Source organism: Pantoea rwandensis, assembly GCF_002095475.1.
In the GTDB taxonomy this organism is placed as follows: domain Bacteria; phylum Pseudomonadota; class Gammaproteobacteria; order Enterobacterales; family Enterobacteriaceae; genus Pantoea; species Pantoea rwandensis.
This window is the reverse complement of record NZ_MLFR01000001.1, coordinates 652,681-670,653: the sequence shown is the minus strand read 5'-3', so window position 1 is coordinate 670,653 and position 17,973 is coordinate 652,681. Positions and strand designations below refer to the sequence as shown.

Below are 17,973 nucleotides of genomic sequence, written 5' to 3'. Positions count from 1 at the left end.
GTGTGCTTCATCGGGAGTCGGCTTCGCCCATCAATGAGTTGTGATAATGTATCTGGATGAACACAGGACCCCATTTATGACAATACGCATGAAGAGCGCTCAGGCGGTGAAGGAAGAAACCGGTTCTGCGCGTTATGAAGTCATTCGCCAGGTTTTACACAACATCTTGTTGCAGCAGCGCATTCCACAAGGCTTAGTTTTATTAGAAGGGCCGTTAGCGCAGTTATTTGGCACCAGCCGTGTGCCGGTTCGGCGCGCACTGAGCCTGTTGCATGAAGAGGGATTGATTGCTCGTTTTGAAGGGCGTGGCTTCATTGTGGCGCAGGATGCAGAGACAGTTGAGCCGATCCGTATCGCACTGACGCGAGAATTATTTGGTCTTGATGAACAACAGGCGTTGGTCGACACCCGCAGCAGCGGTGAGAAGGTGCTGGAGAATCTGCAAATTGTACTCTCTACTGCCATGGTTTTTGGTTGTTACCAGGTGGATGAGCAAAAGGCAGCGCAGCATTACAACATCAGCCGTTCAGTCATTCGAGAGAGTTTAATGCGCCTGCGCGATAAAGGTTTAGTAGAGAAAGAGCCTTACTCGCAGTGGTTGACCGGTCCACTGACCGCCCGTGAAATAGCTGACCATTTTGAAATTCGCGCCAGTCTGGAACCCACGGCTTTGCGTAAAGCGGGTCAACATCTTGCGGTGGATTGGCTTACAGCTTCACTGGAAAAAACGCAGAGATATAAAGGCAAACAGCTGACTGCCGCCGAGTTGGAATGGTTAGAGGAAGACCTGCATGTTCGCTGTCTTGAACCCGCCGGTAATAAGTTGATGATGCAAATTCTGCGACAAAACCAGTCTCCCTTTATCGTGACGCGGATTTTTTACGATCTACTGGCTATCCCTGTTGAAACTGCCATGTTAGAAGAGCACTGCCTGGTGTATGAGATGTTGTTGAAAGGAAACTGGGATCTGGCTGCGGCTTGTTTACGCGATCACCTTGAACGCGCGCAATTAAGAACGCTTCAGCGTTTAAAAGTACTATCGGTATTGCCAGTGCCTGAGCTGCCTGATTTTATGGAGCCTCATTAATTTCTGCATTCATTAAAGTTCGCACTGACACTCTTAGAGTAAATGGTTTCAAGGTTTAAATTAATCACGGTGCAGAAGTAAGGCGAGGTAAGATACAGACAAGAGAGGATTGGTATAAATGGGTGGTGTAAGATTTTCGTCAGGAGATTGAAATTAAATTGAAATACCCATGCTTTTTGTATTGTTATGGGTGTAAGGTTAAAAAACCACATAGCAGTAATAAATTATATAATAATTTCTAAGCGAAAAAGCTTAGTCTAGGTATTATTGTGCCACTCAAAAACGCCAGGGTATTCCATATCGGTTTAACCTCGCTCATTGTTTACTCTGATTGCCGATTCACGACGCTCGGTTTGACAGAAACGATGATGGCGAGGTTTCCACAGCAACATCAATCCAGCACCATCATCATCGTTAACGCCTGCTCTACTTCGCTTGAAACCAAAGTGTCAGATGTCTTCAGATTACGAAAAATGTATGGCGACACTGCCCATATTTTTGTGCTGACCTGTGACAAGGAGAGCTTTGAAATATATCAAGGTATCCATTTTGTCTCGCTATGCGTGCCGCTCAATGAATTAATGTGTTATATCATGAGTGCGGTGATCATGCATGACAAGCGTCCGGTTAAGTTGTCATTGCAAAGTATGCAGATCATTTACATGAAATCCCTTGGGCTGGAGATTGAAGATATTGCATCGTTGATGCAACGTAGTCGCTCAACCATTAAAAATAATTTTTCGTATTGCAAACGAAGATTGCATATAAAAAGTACTTTCTCTGAACGCGCATTAATCTATATCGCCAAAGGCATTGTCACAAAATAATAAGGCTGTTTATGTCTGCTGTGAGTTTATTAGGCTTGTCGCTTATTTTATGTTTGATCGTTATTTATTCTGTTTATAGCATCGTCCACAGTAAAAAGAAAAAACGCTTCCACAACCGTCGAAAGCCAGGTAGCTTGCGTTAATCTTACTTTTAACATGACAGCGGTGCGGCAGGGTGCGGCTGTCATGCATTGATATCCTCATCTCGGCAAACCCTTCATTTCGACTGAGGGGCATTCGGTCGAAGTTCTTTTATCCGTGTTAGTGCACAGCGTGGTTTTAAGGCGAAAAACCCCTCATGGCATGTGCCATGCAAGGGGACTTTGCACATTGTTGATGATTATTTATGTAGATAGGCGAGGTGCATACAGCACCTCATTACTTGATTGCTTCAGGAAAAATGAATTTAGCCGAAGCGCGCCTCATTTAAACGCTGCTTCATGGCGATGAAGGCTTTTTGGTGCTCCTCATTGCTATCACGGCGCAATGCAACCGCCGTTGAAAGGATATCGATAACCACCAAAGCAGCAATGCGTGATGTCATCGGCGTATAAATGCTGGTGTTTTCCAGTGTTTCCACCACCAACACGACATCACAGTATCCTTTGAGGGGGGCATCTACTGCGCCAATGAGTCCGAGCACTGCTGCGCCACGCTCTTTTGCTGTGCGTGCGACATCCATCAACGAGCGGGTTGAACCAGTATTAGAAATGATGACGCACACTTCCCCTTGGCGCATCATTGAAGCCTGCATGATTTGCTGATGCAAATCGACTTCAACGGCGCAAGGCACGCCGAATAATGGGAATTTTTGCTGCCCGTCGCGGGCGACAATACCAGACGCACCAAAGCCAAAGAAATCAATACGCGTTGCAGCCGTAAGGAGGTCAATCGCTTGGCTTAAGGCTGTTTTATCAAGATGATAACGTGCCCAATCTAGGCTGGTTAAGGTGTAATCGAAGATTTTTTCAATGATCTGCTCCGGCGTATCGCTGATCTCGAGTGCCGAATGCGTCGCCGGCATTCCCAGCGCCAAACTCTGCGCCAGACGCAGTTTAAAATCAGGATAACCACTGCAACCAATGGCGCTGCAAAAGCGTAGCACAGTAGGTTGGCTCACCTCGGCACGGGCTGCCAACTCAGCGACGGTGTCGTTTAACATCAGGCGCGGATCGTCCAAAACCACATCGGCCACTTTCCGATCGGACTTACGCAACTCAGGGCGAAGGGTACGAATCACTTCCAATAGATTTTGCTGCGGTTCCCGAACAAGGCTGTGATCCTGAGTCATTCACTCTTCTCTGCTGACGTGGGTGGTTCAAGTTGATAACGGGTATGCAATCGAGCGCGTTTTAGCACGGGATTGGTGTGTCTCAAAGCCATCGCATCAAGCATGGCGGGATTAACAGTATTGAATTCAAATAACCCGTAATGATGAGCGATCATATACCGGATATTACACTCTACGCAAAGACGCACCGCTTCCTCCGCGGTCATGTTACCGGGTACGCCCTGTGCGCGCAGCGATTCACTGCGGCCGTTGACCGGTAATAGTGCTGCATCAATATTCAACGGGATTAACTCAGTCACCTGACTCTCAAAGGGGATGGTATCGCCAGAGTGAAAAATTCTGATGCCGCCGACGTCTATAACATAGCCAAGAAAGCGGAAATTGCCTGCCTCATCCTGTTCCAGCGTTTCGTGACAGGCTCTCACTACGTGGAGCGTGAGGTCTGACGTAAGCTGATGCGTTTCTCCGGCATTAACGCCGATCAACCTGCTGCGGTCGACCATCGGGATTCGCTCCATTGCTAGTGCAGTTGCCGCGCGGGGTAACACCAAACATGCTTCAGGTGAAGCAGCGAGCAGTGGGGTGAGTGTTGCGCCATCCAAATGATCGCTGTGATGATGTGTGACCAAAACATGCGTTACGCCGCTTAATGCTCCAGCCTGGATGGGAGCTGTCATCATGCGCTGATGCGGTAAGGGACGTCCGCGATATTTCTCCGCCAGCGAGTCAGATAAATAAGGATCAATTACGATGCAGTGTCTGGCGGTGCGCAGCAGGAAGCCTGCCTGGCCAAGCCAAAACAGCGACACTCCCCGCTCCGGCGGGGGGTGTTTGAGTGCTTCGGCAAGCGAGCTCGCGGAGACGTTTGTGGTGAGTATTGCATTCATCAGGTGTTTCCCCGCAATACCTGCAAAATGTTCGCGACGGCCATCTCGGTGGCGCGATCAACACTTTCACGTGTGAAACCGCCTATGTGGCTGGTGGCAATAACCTGCGGATGCCCTGCCAGTGCGAGAGATTGTGGTGGTTCCTCGGTAAAAACGTCTGTGGCGTAAGCTTTTATCTTGCCGCTGTCCAGTGCTGCAATCATGTCGGCTTCATCCACCAGCCCTGCGCGAGCGGTGTTGACCACCAGTGTACCGGGTTGCATCTGCGCTAACTGTGGTGCAGCGATTAAGGCTGAACCCTCCTTTGGGGGCGGGCAGTGCAGAGTAATCATGGTCGCGTGCTGCCAAATTTCATCCAGTGTTGCGTAGTGGAAGCGTTCCTCAGGCAGGTGTAGTTCGGGCCGAAGTGGATCAAAACCCATGACTCGGCAACCCAGAGCGCAGGCGAGGCGAGCCACCTCACGACCAATAGCGCCGCAACCGATGACACCTAATGTCTGGCCACGAAACTCATTACCTTGTACGCGTGGCCATTGTCCCTGTTTGATGCCGCTGCTGGTCGCATGGATATGGCGCAGGGCGGCAAACATCATTGCAATGGCCAATTCAGCTACGCCCGATGCATTAGCACCATCAGCGGTACAGACACGGATATCACGAGTGCGAAGCAGGTTGATGGGTAAGTTATCAATGCCTACACCGTTACGGCTAATGACTTGTAGTGTATCGGCGGCGCTGATGACCTTCTCTGTTACCGGTTCAACACCAGCAAGCCAGCCGACACAACCTTGCATGTGTTGAATCAATGCCGCTTCATCGGGCAGTTTGCCCGCCTCAGATAGCACTACTTCGTACCCGGCACGCGTCAATAAATCCAGGGCTGGGTGCCCGCCACTGGTCAGCGAACGCGGTGTAACAAGGATTCTGTTCATCGTGCGTTCTCCTGCCCACTCACTCGAGCAGCACAATCTGAGAGCGAGTTAAAGGCTTTATTTGTCACTGCATCCGCAGGCAGTTCGAACACTTCTGCTATCACCTGCGTCCAGCCATGGATAAAGTAGTTCCAGCCGTCTTCCAGTTGCAGCTGCTGCGCCTGCTGTTGTGAGCGAGCTTGATGGAGAAATGTCAGCTCCCCGCGATAATTCAGCTCCCAAACAATAGAGTTTTCTGGGAAATGAGCGGCACTACTGATGGGGGAACCGGGCAAGTCTTTTCCCATTCCAGTGGCGTTGATGATCACACTGCCTGGTGCGAGTGCATTAATCAGTGCATCGCTTTCTATTGCGCTTTGCACAAGGTGGTAACTGACATGGAAATCGGGGTCGAACTGTTGATGAAGCGCTGCTAATTCCGCAAGTCGTTTCTCGCTACGGTCACTTACTATCAACCGTGCAGGCCGGTTGTTGCCTCGAGAGGGGTGCATGAGATACCAACTAATGGCAATACAGGCGCCACCAGCGCCCAAGATCAGCACTTCGCGGGGCTGCTCAAAGGCGTGTTCAGGCAGGAAACCTTCCAGTGTCAGGCCTGATGAGATCGGATCTTTGGCGTAGCAGTGCAGTTTGCCATCATGCTTTGCCAGGCAACTGGTTTCACCCAGCAAAGCCGCCAGGGGATCGACGTGATCAAACAGATCACCGCAAGCGTTGAATAAATCAATTTTGTGCGTAGTCACCAGCGCGCCCAAAGAAAGCGGATCCTGCTTAATAAATGCGACTGCAGCGCGATACGACTCAGGAGATGCACCGGGAGGGAAGTCGATACCTTTAATCGTGACATCACCGAGGCGCAACAGATCGGCCCAGGCAGGGAACACTTTCATAATTGAACTGCTCTTGGTTGTGACACCAATAAAGTAGAGCGTTGGCCTATCGGCAGGGGTATAGGTAGCCATTATGCTTGCTCCCGAATCTGTTGCACCTGTTGGCGTGCTGCGCGAGCAAGGCGAGTGATCTGTGCAAAGTTGCCCTCTCGAATGTCTTCGCTACGTGCAATCCAGGTGCCGCCAACCGCCAGCACCTGCGGTAGCCGCAACCACTCGCCCATCGAGTTCTGAGTGATACCGCCTGTTGGGATAAAGCGCATTCCAACATGGGAAAAGGGCGCGCTGATACCGGCTAATGCTCCGGGGCCACCTGCAATGCCAGCGGGGAAGAATTTTGCTACGCGCAGTCCGCGAGCTACGGTGAGTGACAGATCGCTTGGCGTCATTATACCCGGCGCAAAATCCAGCTGATATGTTGTCGCAGCATCAAGTACCAGCGGATCAAAGCCGGGTGCCAGACCAAATGCGGCACCGCTCTCTTTAGCCTGTTTCACCGACTCAGCATTGAGAAGTGTGCCTGCACCGACCAGCAGTTCAGGACGTTGGTGCGTAAGTATGGCGATCACCTCAGCCGCTGCCGGAGTTCGAAACGTAATTTCTGCCAGCGGTAGACCCCCTTCCAACAGTGCGTCGGCCAAAGGCAGTGCATCTTTAACGTGTTCGATAGCGATGACCGGTACTATGCCAATCTCCGCTGTGCGCTCAAAAATCCGCGTCATTATATGACCTCCGTAAGAAGTTGCTGTACCTGCTCCGTACTACGCGGTTGCCAAGCCGGGTTATCCTCCAAGAACCAACCTCGTTGCGCGTCAGCCATGACACGTTTTCGCATCCCACCAGAACGGGAAATGATGTCGTAGTCCTGACCGGCATCAGACGGGTATGCGAATAACATCACCAGATCATCGTTACCTGTGTTCACCGAACGGTGGATCCAGTAAGGCGGCACATAGCAAACCGTTTGTGGTTTGATTTCGATGATCCGCGTTTCACCATCGGGTGACTCCATCAGCATCAGGCCTTCACCACGCTGGCCGTAATAAACCTCAGGGCGATCGGCTATGGCATGGATATGGCCACGGGTTAAAAAGAACTCCTTGCCTACACGACCAGGAATCATGCGTGTTAACCCGAAGATCATATCGCTGCTCCGTGCAGGTGGACGCCACTCGGTCACCTCATACACCACCGCATTGCCGATTTGGCTCAACAGGGCTTTGTACGCATCTTCATCGGCATAGAGTCCGGCGAGATCGTTGAGGTGTTTTTGATAGTGGCCACTGCTGTTTTGCATCAGGCCATTTTGCAAATCGACCTGACAACCGATTGGTTCAACCCATTTCATCTAAATACTCCGCATTGTGGTGTTTGGTAATAAAAGTACATAATAAGTATTTTTAATCACAGTAAATATTTAAATGAATGTTAAAATTTTGTGATTTTGCGCAAAAAACGACAAATTATCGTTTTATGTGTTTGGTGTTTGGTAATAATAATACGCAAAAAGGTGAGTAAGTGACCAATCATAAAGATGCGCTTTCGGGTTTGAACCTTTCCCGGAGCCTCAGGAGAACATCATGCGACTGCCCTACAAACTTTCATGCTATGCCCTTGCTATCACTAGCCTGCTCGCCGGAACAGCGCGGGCGGCAGACCCCTGCCTGGTGGGCATTTCTATGTTCACCCTTGGTGCGCCTTACTATGCTGCCGCGCTTGATGCGGCGAGCAAAAAAGCCAGCGCTTTGGGCTGTAAGGTCACAACATCAGATGGCCGTAATGACATGTCTAAACAGATCAGTGATGTCGAGGACATGGTAGCGAAGGGAGTTAACGTGCTGCTGATTGACCCTCGCGATCCTGAAGGTCTGGTGCCTGCGGTTAATGCCGCCAGTAAGGCGGGAGTGAAAGTCGTGGTGTTCGACAGTGCGCTAAACCCGCGAGCCAGTTATCTCACGCTGGTGCAATCCTCTAACGACCAGAACGGTCGTCTCACTGGCGCGTGGCTGGCAAACAAAATGAAAGGGCAGCCGTTAAAAATTGCACTGCTTTCAGGATCAAAAGGCAACGTTGTTGGTGAAGAACGTCGGCTAGGGGTGATTCGTGGCTTAACTGAGGCGCAATTGCAGCAGGGTGGCTCAGCGGGATTCCAGATTGTGGGCCAAGGTTGGGGAGACTGGACACAAGAAGGGGGACTGAAAGCGATGGAGGATCTCGTGGTTGCACATCCCGATATCAACGTGGTGCTGGGTGAGAATGACTCCATGGTCTTGGGCGCACGTAAAGCGCTGGAATCGGCGGGCAAGGCAGACAAAGTGGTATTGCTGGCTGCTGCAGATGGGCAGAAAGAGGCTTACCGTCTGATTAAAGAGGGGAAATACGGTGCGACAGGCTTAAACGATCCCGATCAGATTGGCACGCTCGCCGCACAGTTTGGTGTTGAAGCGTACCAAGGCAAACTGGCTGCGGATTTCCCTCGTGTCTATTACACCAAGCCTGCAGCGGTGACGCAGCAGAACGTGGACCAATTCTACAAAGCTGACTCGATCTTTTGATTGCTCGGGGCAGCAACATCGCCCCTCTACCTGGGAACAGAATCATGGTTCAGCCACTGATTGAACTGCGCGATATCGTCAAAACGTTTGGCGGCATTCATGCCCTCAAGGGTGCCCAGTTACAGATTCGCGCGGGTGAAGTTCATGCGCTATTAGGTGAGAACGGGGCCGGAAAATCCACGCTGATGCGCGTATTGGGGGGGGAACATACGCCCGATAGCGGTACCGTTTACGACAAGGGTGAAGCGGTACAGATCAAAGGTCCAAAAGCGGCGATGGCGCGTGGTATTACATTGATTCATCAGGAAATGGCTCTGGCACAAGAGTTAACGGTGGCTGAGAACATTTTCTTGCACGATCTTCCAACGTTTATCGCCTGGCCGAAATTGCGAGCCAAAGCTGCGAATATCTTGCGCCGACTGGGGTTTGAGATAGATCCGGCTGCGACCGTCGGTGATCTCTCGGTCGCGCATCAGCAAATCGTGGAAATAGCGCGCGCTTTGTCACAAGACGCACGCGTCATCGTATTTGATGAGCCAACGGCGGTGCTTTCAACTCAAGATGCCAATCGCTTACTTGAGATTATTAGTGATCTGCGCAGTGTGGGCGTGGCAATTGTTTATATCTCTCATCGCCTCGATGAAGTTTTTCGGATAGCTGACCGCATGACCATTATGAAGGATGGCCAGTGGATCGCGACTGAATCACCGCAACAGACCACGCTACAAGAAGTGATCCGGCTGATGGTCGGCCGCCCTGTTGATCAACTCTTCAGCGATCGCGCGACATATGGCATGGGTGAGGAAGTTTTACGTGTAGAGAAACTTAATGCTCGTCGCAAAGTGCGCGATGTCAGTTTCAGCGTGCGTGCCGGAGAAGTGGTGGGGCTGGGTGGCTTAGTGGGATCTGGCCGCACCGAAGTGGCGCGCCTGATCTTCGGTGCTGACCGATGTGACAGCGGTGACATATACCTGCACGGTAAAAAAGTCTCTCTGCGTTCTCCACAGCAGGCGGTCAAAGCGGGCATTGCGCTGGTACCTGAAGATCGCAAACGGCAGGGCGTGGTTCTCGATATGCCCATTCGAGCCAACGTCACTATGGCGAATGATAAAGCGGTCATGGCTCCACTTGGTTTTATCCATTCATCACGTGAAACTCAGGTTGTAAGCAAATTGGCACAGCAGATGCGTCTGAAGTGTGCCGGACTGCACGCGCCAGTCTCTTCGTTGTCGGGGGGAAACCAGCAAAAGGTGGTACTGGCAAAGTGGTTCAACTTGGGTGGGCAGGTCATTATTTTGGATGAACCCACGCGCGGCGTGGATGTTGGGGCAAAGCGTGAAATCTACCAATTGATCGCTGAACTTGCTCAGCAGGGCATGGCAGTTGTTGTTATCTCATCAGAACACATTGAATTATTTGGGCTATGCAACCGCGTACTCGTGATGTCCGAAGGCGCCATCTGTGGCGAGCTGCAACCTGACGACTACTCCGAAGAGAATCTACTTTCCATGGCGATGACACATCGCTCCTCACTTTCCCATGCGGAGAATTTCAGATGAGTTCCTTGTCAGTCAGTTCTGGCGGGCGTAAGGTCCCGTTTGATGCCGGTGAGTTTTTCCGCCGCTACGGCACGGCGATTATTTTTGTGCTGCTGGTGATTTGCGCTGCCTCACTCTCTTCTTCATTCCTGAGTGAGCGCAACGTGATGAACGTCCTGCGCCAGGTTTCGGGGACTGGGATCATGGCGGTCGGTATGTTGCTGGTCATTCTAACACGAGGTATTGACCTGTCGGTTGGCTCGGTAGCCGCGTTTGGCAGCGTGCTTTCAGCCATTATCGTTAACCATTACAGCGCGGGTGCTTCCGTTGCTCTGGTGCTGGTAGCTGGCATGTTGTGCGGCTTGGTGAGCGGTTTTCTGGTGGCGTATCTGCGGCTGCAACCCTTTGTTATGACGCTAGCGATGATGGCGGTAGCAAGAGGCCTGGCGTTGATCATCTCGAATGGACAGCCGGTAATGATGGGAGACACCGGCGATGCGATTACCGATTTCGGCACGTCAAGCCTGTTTGGTGTGCCGTTGCCAGTGCTGCTGATGTTAAGCGTGTTCATTGCAGCGGCAATTTTACTCAACCTCACTCGTTTTGGCCGCTTGATCAAAGCCATCGGTTCCAATGAAGAGGCGGTACATCTGTCGGGTATTCCAGTGGCGCGCTACGTGCTGGCCGTGTATGCCATTTCCGGTGCACTGGCAGCCTTAGCAGGCGTGATCATTACCAGTCGTTCAGGCGTAGGGTCGGCCACTGTTGGTGTGGGAGCAGAACTGGATGTGATCGCAGCGGTAGTGATCGGTGGTGCCAGCCTGGCCGGCGGGCGAGGTGGCGTGCTTAACACGCTGTTGGGTGTGCTGGTTTTTGGGGTGATTGGCAACATCATGAACCTGATTAATGTGCCGGGCTATCACCAACAGGTATGCATGGGCGTAATCATCGTGTTAGCGATGCTATTGCAAAAAGGCACTGGCTGGCTGAAACGTTAAGGAGAACCCCATGAATCAGGATTATTACCTCGCCATTGATATCGGCACTGGCAGCGCGAGGGCTGCACTGGTGGACCGAGATGGGAAGATTGTGCAAATCGCCAGTAAAGAGTACGAACAAAAAGTTCCTCAATATGGTTGGGCAGAGCAGGCGGCCACCGACTGGTGGGATGGTGTGTGTCACAGCATTCGGCAGTTGGTGCTGCAACACCCCGATGCTGCAATGCGTATTGCTGCGATCTGTGCTTGTGGTCAGATGCACGGTACCGTGTTGCTGGATGCCGAAGGGCAACTGGTTAATGACAATGTGATGCTTTGGAACGACAAGCGCACCACACACCATGTGATCGACTTCGAACAACGTTTCGCACCTCAGACTTATTTACCGCACAGTGGTAACCCGGCCACACCAGCTTGGCCGGGATTTAAACTACAGTGGCTGCGTGACCACCAACCCGATGCTTTGGCACGCACCGCGGTGGTGCTGATGCCCAAGGATTACATCAACTTCCAACTGACGGGCGAACTCGCTCAGGATCGCACTGAAGCTTCATGCAGCTTCATGATGGATCCTCAATCCGGTAACTGGTCAAGCATCATGCTTGAGCGGCTGGCGATTCCTGCCGCCATTTTGCCTCCCATTCGTGAAGCCAGCGAGATACTCGGTGTGTTACAGCCAGGCGTTGCAGCCCAATTGGGCTTACGTGCGGGCACGCCCGTGCTGGTGGGTGGCGGCGATTATCCTATGGCTCTGTTGGGATCGGGGGTGTCACGTCCGGGCATGGGATCAGATGTCACCGGTACATCATGCATTATCACCACTATTGCACCACGACCACTCCTTGATGCAGAGATTTCCAATGTTGCGACATGCACCGGTGATTGGGGGCCTTTTGTTCTGCTGGAAACGGGGGGAGACGGCATGCGCTGGGCCCGGCGTACACTGCACGAAAATAACCTGAGCTATGCAGAGGTCAATGCATTAGCCACCGAAGCACCTCCGGGATCGCGGGGTCTGTTCTTCCTGCCTTATCTCACCGGCGAACGGCTGGGTTCACATCGAAATGCACGTGCACAATATTTTGGCTTGGCTGCTAATCACCGTTTACCTGAACTACACCGCGCCATCATGGAAGGCGTGGCTTTTGCCGCTGCTCGCCACATTGCGATTATGCAAGCTGCAACCGGGCAAAAACTGGAACGTATCGTTGCCTCCAGCGGCGGTGCACGTTCCGCATTGTGGTTAAAAATCAAAGCCAGCATCTATGGCGTGCCAGTTTCGGTGCCTCAAGAAGCGGAATGCAGCGTTCTGGGGTGTGCCGCTCTGGCTGCCGCTGCTGTTGGGCACGCGCTTTCCCCGCAGACCGCCGCGGATCGCTTTGTCCATTACAGCGAAGAGGTGATGCCGGATCCCGCATGGCAGGAGATTTATCAGCAGATGCAACCTATTTTCAACCAACTCTACTTCAACAGCCAGGCGCTGTACGACCAGCTTGATGCGCTGGTTGTGGGCTAATCACGCACATTCAGGAGAGACAAATTATGTATCTGGAGAGATTTCGCGTCACGGACAAGCTGGCGGTAATCACGGGGGCGGGCAGAGGAATTGGCTTGGCTATTGCTGACGCATTAGGTGAAGCGGGCGCCGTCTGGCCATTACGGATATCAATGGGGCACGTGCTGAGGAAGCAGCGGCAGGCTTGCGTCAAAAGGGTTACCTGGTGGACAGCTATACGCTGGATGTCACGCAACCCGATGCAGTAAATGCCCTCAGTGATGAGATGGTACAACGTTATGGGCGCGTTGACATTCTGGTTAATAACGCGGGGATTTCCATCTGTGAAAAAGCGGAGACCATGAGTGATAGCGATTGGCTCAAAGTCATTGATGTCAATCTTAACGGTGTGTTCTGGTGCTGTCGTGCCTTTGGCAAAGCAATGCTCGCAGCAGGCGGCGGTACGGTGGTGAATGTCGGTTCCATGTCGGGCTTCATTGTTAACCGACCGCAGGAACAGTCGCAATACAATGCATCGAAAGCGGCTGTCCACCATCTTACGCGCTCGCTAGCTGCCGAGTGGGCGGGGCGTGGCGTTCGTGTGAATGCGGTTGCGCCAACTTATATTGCCACCGAAATGACCGCTTATGTGAATGAAAATCCAGAGATGCACCACTACTGGGTCGGTGGTACACCCATGCAGCGTTTAGGCACGCCAGAAGAGGTGGCCTCAGTGGCGCTGTTCCTGGCGAGCGACGCTTCCAGCCTGATGACAGGCTCCATTGTTCTTGCGGATGGTGGCTATGTTTGCTGGTAATCAAAATCAATCGCGGATGAAAGGGGCGCGCTTCCCTGGTCGCTACCTGCAAGGTCAGAATGCTTTACAACATCTTGGCCAAGAGATCTCTCGTTTTGGTCAGCGCCCCCTGCTGATTATTGATCGCGGTGTATGGGAGATATTGCAGGAGCCGGTGCGTAATGCCTGCGCCAATCTGGTGGACATCTTTATTGAACGCCACGCAGGCGATTGTACTAAACAAGAGATTGCACGCTTGCAACGGCATGCACAGCAATGTCAGGCAGATGTGGTGGTCGGCCTCGGTGGTGGAAAAGCACTAGACACGGCCAAAGCGGTGGCGTGGCATCTCGCCACGCCGAATATCATTGTGCCCACTATCGCAGCATCAGATGCCCCCTGCAGTGCGTTGGCGGTGATTTATCGTGAAGATGGCTCGGTCGACCATGATCTCTTCTTGCCACGCAACCCGGACCTGGTGTTGGTTGATAGTGCATTGATTGCTCAGGCTCCTGCACGTTTTCTAGTGGCAGGTATGGGGGATGCCCTTGCAACGTTTTGTGAGGCTGAAGCTTGTCGACTGAGTAACAGCAACAACTCTTTCGGGACGCGTGGCTTGCCGATTGCCTGGACGATAGCCCGTCAGTGTCTGGATACGTTGTTTGAGTTTGGCGAGCAGGCGTTAGCTGAATGTCGCGACCAGCAACCGGGGGAAGCGTTAGAGCGCATTATTGAGGCCAATATTTTGCTAAGCGGTATTGGTTTTGAGTCCGGTGGTGTGGCTGCAGCACACGCTATTCATCATGGTCTGTGTGAATTGCATGAGACTCATGCTTATTTGCACGGTGAGAAAGTGGCCGTGGGCGTGCTGGCTGAGTTGCTGTTGCAACAAGCCAGTGATGAATTTTACCAGCGCGTGAAGCACTTCTGCATCGCGATCGGCCTACCTGTTTCACTATCGCAGCTTGGTATCCATCACGCTACGCCAGAACAGTTGTCGCTGGTCGCTGAGCGAGCCTGTAAACCGGGTGAGATTATTTATAACGAAGCGGTAGAAATCACGCCTGAAAGAGTGATACGTGTACTGCAACAGTTGGCCTAAGGAGCGGAAATGAGCGAGCAATTTTTAGATTTTTCTCCTCAAATGTTTGCTGGGAAAACGGTACTGGTTTCTGGTGGCACCAGTGGCATTGGACTTGAGATCGCACGCGGATTCAAAAAACTAGGCGCGACTACGTTAGCAACCGGAAGTTCGGGTGAAAAAGTAGCCGCTTGCCGCGGACGTAACGAAGATGGGGCCATTAGGTTTCAGCAGTTAGACGTCAGCAATAGTGAAGAGGTTGCCAGCCTGTTTGCATCACTCCCACAGCTTGATGTGCTGGTCAACGCAGCAGGGGTGGCACGTCCTGAAGAAGAGTACAGCGAGGATGTTTTTTTGCGCGTTATGGACATTAACCTCAACAGCGTCATGCGTTTGAGTGAAGCCGCAATGCCGCTTTTACTGGCAAGTAAGGGAAGCGTGGTGAACGTGGCATCGATGCTGAGCTATCTGGCGGATGCATCGGTACCTGCTTATTGCGCCAGTAAAAGTGGCGTGACTGGCCTGACTCGTGCCCTTGCCCACCGCTACGGCCCGCAAGGTGTACGTATCAATGCCGTTGCACCCGGCTATCACCAAACTGAAATGACGCGCCCTCTGTGGAGCGATAAAAAAGAAGCAGAACATATCCGACATCGCACAGCACTAAAACGCTGGGGGCGTGCGGAAGATCTGACTGGCGCGGTGATTTTTCTCAGTAGCGGCGCTGCGCAATATATTACAGGCGTGACCTTGCCGGTGGATGGTGGCTATGTGAGTGGGATGTAGTAAGAAGAGACGCAAATATGGCTTAAAACGCGGATTGAGCACTTGCCACACATCCGCGATGCTGGCATTCCAACTGACCAGCTACCACACAATCATGGGCACCTCATCAGGTGCCCTTTTTATTGCACACAATTTTCCCTGCCAATCGTTGATCGACCGCAAATTTCTCTCACCTCAATCGTTACTCTCAGGCTAACGATTAGCTCTTGAGGTTGATTGATGAGATCACCGCCAAAGACCACACTTTCCTGCGTTGACGTAATCAAGCGATTCGCTCATTCAGGAGGTTAGTCATGTCATCAGGACAACAAGGGGCGCGAGTGTGGAATACGCGCCGCACGGAAAAACAGCGGCGGCAGGCTTCTTTGCCGGTGCAGGGAAAAGTGTTACCTACCGATCAAATGGTTGAGATGCTGGAACGGCTTATTTCACCGGGTGACCGCGTAGTGCTGGAAGGTAACAACCAGAAGCAGGCCGATTTTCTCTCTCGCATGCTGGCACAGGTTAACCCGCAAAAAGTAAACCACCTGCATATGATCATGCCGAGCGTTGGACGTAGTGAACATCTCGACATCTTCGAAAAAGGCATCGCCCGTAAACTCGATTTCTCCTTTTCCGGTACGCAAAGTTTGCGCATTTCACAGCTACTGGAAGATGATCAGCTGGAAATCGGCGCCATTCATACCTACATCGAACTCTACTCCCGTCTTTATGTCGATCTGGCACCCAACGTTGCACTGATTGCGGGTTACAAAGCCGACCGTAAAGGGAACTTGTATACCGGTCCGAGCACCGAAGACACCCCCGCCTTAGTCGAGGCCGCGGCTTTCCATGACGGCATTGTTATCGCCCAGGTTAACGAACTGGTTGATGACGAGTGTGATTTACCGCGCGTCGATATTCCCGGTTCGTGGATTGATTATGTGGTGGTTGCCGACAAACCCTTCTTTATTGAACCGCTGTTTACGCGCGACCCTCGCTTGATCAAGCAAGAGCACATTCTGATGGCGATGATGGCCATCAAAGGTATCTATGCCGAGCATCAAGTGCAGTCACTTAACCACGGTATCGGCTTTAACACCGCCGCCATCGAACTGTTGCTGCCGACCTACGGTGAACAGCTCGGTCTGAAGGGCAAAATCTGTAAACACTGGACGCTAAACCCGCATCCCACTTTGATCCCGGCGATTGAAAGCGGCTGGGTAGAGAGCGTGCACTGCTTCGGCGGTGAGTTGGGGATGGAAGAGTATATCCGCGCACGTCCGGACATCTTCTTTACTGGCTCGGATGGTTCGATGCGCTCCAACCGTGCCATGTGCCAGCTGGCAGGGCAGTACGCGGTTGACATGTTTATCGGCTCGACGCTGCAAATTGATGGGTTGGCAAACTCCTCTACGGTCACTCGAGGTCGCCTGTCTGGCTTCGGTGGCGCACCGAATATGGGCCACGATCCACACGGACGCCGACATGCCTCTGCGGCCTGGCTGGCAATGAAAAATGGTGATGATGCCATGGCGCGTGGTCGGAAGCTGGTGGTGCAGATGGTGGAAACTTTCCAGGCGGGCGTGAAGCCGACCTTTGTCGAAAAACTCGATGCCATTGAGGTCGCAAAAAATGCCGGGATGCCACTGGCACCGGTGATGATCTACGGTGACGACGTCACCCATGTGCTAACGGAAGAGGGCATTGCCTATCTCTATCGTGCCCAGGATCTCGAAGAACGCCGGGCGATGGTGGCCGCCGTGGCCGGTATCACCGATATCGGCTTAGGTGTCGATGCCAAACGCGTCGCTGAACTTCGCCGTAGCGGCAAAGTGGTGTTCCCGGAAGATCTCGGCATTCGCCGCTCTGATGCCACCCGTTCGTTGCTGGCGGCCGGTAGCGTGGCCGATCTGGTCGAATGGTCTGACGGCCTTTATAACCCACCGGCAAAATTCCGGAGCTGGTAATGAAACGACTTGCGCCGCAATCGGTTGAAAGACGTCTGCACCAACTGGCGCAGCACGCCACAGATTGCCTGATTGAAGAAGTGAACCTGACGCCAAAACCCGGCTGGTGGATCGTCGTGGCAACGGCGCACATCAGGACCTGACGCTGGCACTGATGGAAATTTCAGCTCGCAGCCTGATGCCCACGTTCTTAGCGCTGGCACAACAGAGCTGGTTACGCCCTGCGGATGTGGCACTGCGTGAAACCATTGGCCAACTCGGACGCGAAGGTGAACGTCAGATGATGGCGGCAACGGGTGGTGTTAATACGCATCGCGGCGCCATTTGGGCCTTGGGCCTGCTGGTAAGTGCGGCGGCGATGCTGGGCGGTCATGTGAACAGTGCCTCGCTCTGTGCCACCGCCGCCGAACTGGCACGTTTGCCCGATCGCGCGGCTCCGAAAACCTTCAGCAAGGGACTCCGTGCGGTGCATCGCTTTCAGGTTCCGGGCGCGCGTGAAGAGGCGCAACAAGGCTTTCCGCACATCGCTCAACTGGCGCTGCCGCAATTGTGGCGCAGCCGTCACGCGGGAGCTGAAGAGGAAGCGGCGCGACTGGATGCGCTGATGGCCATCATGACGTCACTCTCGGATACCTGCGTACTGAATCGCGCTGGGCTGGAAGGAATGCACAGCATGCAGCGCGGTGCTCATGCCGTACTGCAAGCGGGGGGCGTCGCGCAGGTAGCCGGTCGCGAGGCATTAGAACAATTGGATAGCGCGATGCTGGCGCTAAATGCGTCGCCAGGCGGCGCGGCTGATTTACTCGCCGCCACGCTGTTTATCGATCGCCTGACAGTATCGCCACTCATTGATTAAGAGGT

Annotated in this window: 16 protein-coding genes and 1 pseudogene; 11 read left to right on the top strand and 6 right to left on the bottom strand. The window is 52.8% G+C overall.

The genetic code is table 11. The features are described from left to right. Window positions 1-76 precede the first annotated feature (76 nt). Together HA51_RS03160 and HA51_RS03155 are read left to right on the top strand one after the other, a co-directional pair. Window positions 77-1,087: a GntR family transcriptional regulator gene (locus tag HA51_RS03160; protein ID WP_139810618.1), complete on the top strand. Its 1,011-nt coding sequence runs from the start codon at window positions 77-79 to the stop codon at window positions 1,085-1,087. Between the two features lie 269 nt (window positions 1,088-1,356). Continuing rightward, window positions 1,357-1,914, top strand: a complete 558-nt coding sequence (locus HA51_RS03155) for a hypothetical protein (protein ID WP_139810617.1) — start codon at window positions 1,357-1,359, stop codon at window positions 1,912-1,914. A gap of 406 nt (window positions 1,915-2,320) precedes the next feature. Here HA51_RS03155 and HA51_RS03150 read toward each other — a convergent pair whose 3' ends face one another. From HA51_RS03150 to HA51_RS03125, 6 genes are read right to left on the bottom strand one after another with little or no spacing between them, the layout of a single operon-like run. Next, window positions 2,321-3,205 (bottom strand): SIS domain-containing protein, encoded by an 885-nt coding sequence (locus HA51_RS03150; RefSeq protein ID WP_084931817.1) that lies wholly within the window; start codon window positions 3,203-3,205, stop codon window positions 2,321-2,323. Beyond that, on the bottom strand, window positions 3,202-4,092 hold the full coding sequence (locus HA51_RS03145) for an MBL fold metallo-hydrolase (protein ID WP_139810616.1): 891 nt from the start codon (window positions 4,090-4,092) through the stop codon (window positions 3,202-3,204). The genes HA51_RS03150 and HA51_RS03145 overlap by 4 nt, the downstream gene beginning before the upstream one ends. Then, window positions 4,092-5,024 (bottom strand): phosphoglycerate dehydrogenase, encoded by a 933-nt coding sequence (locus tag HA51_RS03140; RefSeq protein WP_084931815.1) that lies wholly within the window; start codon window positions 5,022-5,024, stop codon window positions 4,092-4,094. The genes HA51_RS03145 and HA51_RS03140 overlap by 1 nt, the downstream gene beginning before the upstream one ends. Further along, window positions 5,021-5,986: a shikimate dehydrogenase family protein gene (locus HA51_RS03135; RefSeq protein WP_084931814.1), complete on the bottom strand. Its 966-nt coding sequence runs from the start codon at window positions 5,984-5,986 to the stop codon at window positions 5,021-5,023. Before HA51_RS03135 ends, HA51_RS03140 begins: the two co-directional genes overlap by 4 nt. Continuing rightward, a complete protein-coding gene (gene eda / locus HA51_RS03130) occupies window positions 5,986-6,636 on the bottom strand; it encodes a bifunctional 4-hydroxy-2-oxoglutarate aldolase/2-dehydro-3-deoxy-phosphogluconate aldolase (RefSeq protein ID WP_084931813.1) in 651 nt (216 codons plus the stop codon). The genes HA51_RS03135 and eda overlap by 1 nt, the downstream gene beginning before the upstream one ends. Beyond that, entirely contained in the window at window positions 6,636-7,262 is a 627-nt protein-coding gene (locus HA51_RS03125; protein WP_211282893.1) for a glucose-6-phosphate isomerase, read from the bottom strand. Before HA51_RS03125 ends, eda begins: the two co-directional genes overlap by 1 nt. A gap of 232 nt (window positions 7,263-7,494) precedes the next feature. Here HA51_RS03125 and HA51_RS03120 point away from each other — a divergent pair, with 232 nt between their 5' ends. The 9 genes and pseudogenes from HA51_RS03120 (at window position 7,495) to HA51_RS03080 (ending at window position 17,968) form a co-directional block, all read left to right on the top strand. Beyond that, window positions 7,495-8,469, top strand: a complete 975-nt coding sequence (locus HA51_RS03120; RefSeq protein ID WP_084931812.1) for a sugar ABC transporter substrate-binding protein — start codon at window positions 7,495-7,497, stop codon at window positions 8,467-8,469. 44 nt (window positions 8,470-8,513) lie between these two features. Beyond that, complete coding sequence (locus tag HA51_RS03115; protein WP_084931811.1) at window positions 8,514-10,028, top strand: sugar ABC transporter ATP-binding protein; 1,515 nt, start codon at window positions 8,514-8,516, stop codon at window positions 10,026-10,028. Next, window positions 10,025-11,005 carry an ABC transporter permease gene (locus HA51_RS03110; protein ID WP_084931810.1) on the top strand — a complete coding sequence of 327 codons (981 nt, stop codon included), beginning with the start codon at window positions 10,025-10,027 and terminating at the stop codon, window positions 11,003-11,005. Before HA51_RS03115 ends, HA51_RS03110 begins: the two co-directional genes overlap by 4 nt. A gap of 10 nt (window positions 11,006-11,015) precedes the next feature. Next, window positions 11,016-12,521: a xylulokinase gene (locus tag HA51_RS03105; RefSeq protein WP_084931809.1), complete on the top strand. Its 1,506-nt coding sequence runs from the start codon at window positions 11,016-11,018 to the stop codon at window positions 12,519-12,521. A gap of 184 nt (window positions 12,522-12,705) precedes the next feature. Beyond that, window positions 12,706-13,317 carry an SDR family NAD(P)-dependent oxidoreductase gene (locus HA51_RS03100; protein WP_245840132.1) on the top strand — a complete coding sequence of 204 codons (612 nt, stop codon included), beginning with the start codon at window positions 12,706-12,708 and terminating at the stop codon, window positions 13,315-13,317. After that, window positions 13,304-14,398, top strand: a complete 1,095-nt coding sequence (locus tag HA51_RS03095) for a glycerol dehydrogenase (protein WP_211282892.1) — start codon at window positions 13,304-13,306, stop codon at window positions 14,396-14,398. Before HA51_RS03100 ends, HA51_RS03095 begins: the two co-directional genes overlap by 14 nt. 9 nt (window positions 14,399-14,407) lie before the next feature. After that, window positions 14,408-15,163, top strand: a complete 756-nt coding sequence (locus HA51_RS03090) for an SDR family NAD(P)-dependent oxidoreductase (protein ID WP_084931807.1) — start codon at window positions 14,408-14,410, stop codon at window positions 15,161-15,163. Between the two features lie 293 nt (window positions 15,164-15,456). Then, window positions 15,457-17,112, top strand: coding sequence for a malonate decarboxylase subunit alpha (mdcA, locus tag HA51_RS03085; protein WP_084931806.1), 1,656 nt, complete (start codon window positions 15,457-15,459; stop codon window positions 17,110-17,112). Further along, window positions 17,112-17,968 (top strand): annotated as a pseudogene (locus HA51_RS03080) (triphosphoribosyl-dephospho-CoA synthase). The gene mdcA and the pseudogene HA51_RS03080 overlap by 1 nt, the downstream one beginning before the upstream one ends. Window positions 17,969-17,973 lie beyond the last annotated feature (5 nt).

Excerpts from the sequence above, each read along its gene's own strand:
- HA51_RS03160 (WP_139810618.1), top strand. The coding sequence starts at position 77 with ATGACAATACGCATGAAGAGCGCTCAGGCGGTGAAGGAAGAAACCGGT.
- HA51_RS03150 (WP_084931817.1), bottom strand. The coding sequence starts at position 3,205 with ATGACTCAGGATCACAGCCTTGTTCGGGAACCGCAGCAAAATCTATTG.
- HA51_RS03145 (WP_139810616.1), bottom strand. The coding sequence starts at position 4,092 with ATGAATGCAATACTCACCACAAACGTCTCCGCGAGCTCGCTTGCCGAA.
- HA51_RS03140 (WP_084931815.1), bottom strand. The coding sequence starts at position 5,024 with ATGAACAGAATCCTTGTTACACCGCGTTCGCTGACCAGTGGCGGGCAC.
- HA51_RS03135 (WP_084931814.1), bottom strand. The coding sequence starts at position 5,986 with ATGGCTACCTATACCCCTGCCGATAGGCCAACGCTCTACTTTATTGGT.
- eda (WP_084931813.1), bottom strand. The coding sequence starts at position 6,636 with ATGACGCGGATTTTTGAGCGCACAGCGGAGATTGGCATAGTACCGGTC.
- HA51_RS03125 (WP_211282893.1), bottom strand. The coding sequence starts at position 7,262 with ATGAAATGGGTTGAACCAATCGGTTGTCAGGTCGATTTGCAAAATGGC.
- HA51_RS03120 (WP_084931812.1), top strand. The coding sequence starts at position 7,495 with ATGCGACTGCCCTACAAACTTTCATGCTATGCCCTTGCTATCACTAGC.
- HA51_RS03115 (WP_084931811.1), top strand. The coding sequence starts at position 8,514 with ATGGTTCAGCCACTGATTGAACTGCGCGATATCGTCAAAACGTTTGGC.
- HA51_RS03110 (WP_084931810.1), top strand. The coding sequence starts at position 10,025 with ATGAGTTCCTTGTCAGTCAGTTCTGGCGGGCGTAAGGTCCCGTTTGAT.
- HA51_RS03105 (WP_084931809.1), top strand. The coding sequence starts at position 11,016 with ATGAATCAGGATTATTACCTCGCCATTGATATCGGCACTGGCAGCGCG.
- HA51_RS03095 (WP_211282892.1), top strand. The coding sequence starts at position 13,304 with ATGTTTGCTGGTAATCAAAATCAATCGCGGATGAAAGGGGCGCGCTTC.
- HA51_RS03090 (WP_084931807.1), top strand. The coding sequence starts at position 14,408 with ATGAGCGAGCAATTTTTAGATTTTTCTCCTCAAATGTTTGCTGGGAAA.
- mdcA (WP_084931806.1), top strand. The coding sequence starts at position 15,457 with ATGTCATCAGGACAACAAGGGGCGCGAGTGTGGAATACGCGCCGCACG.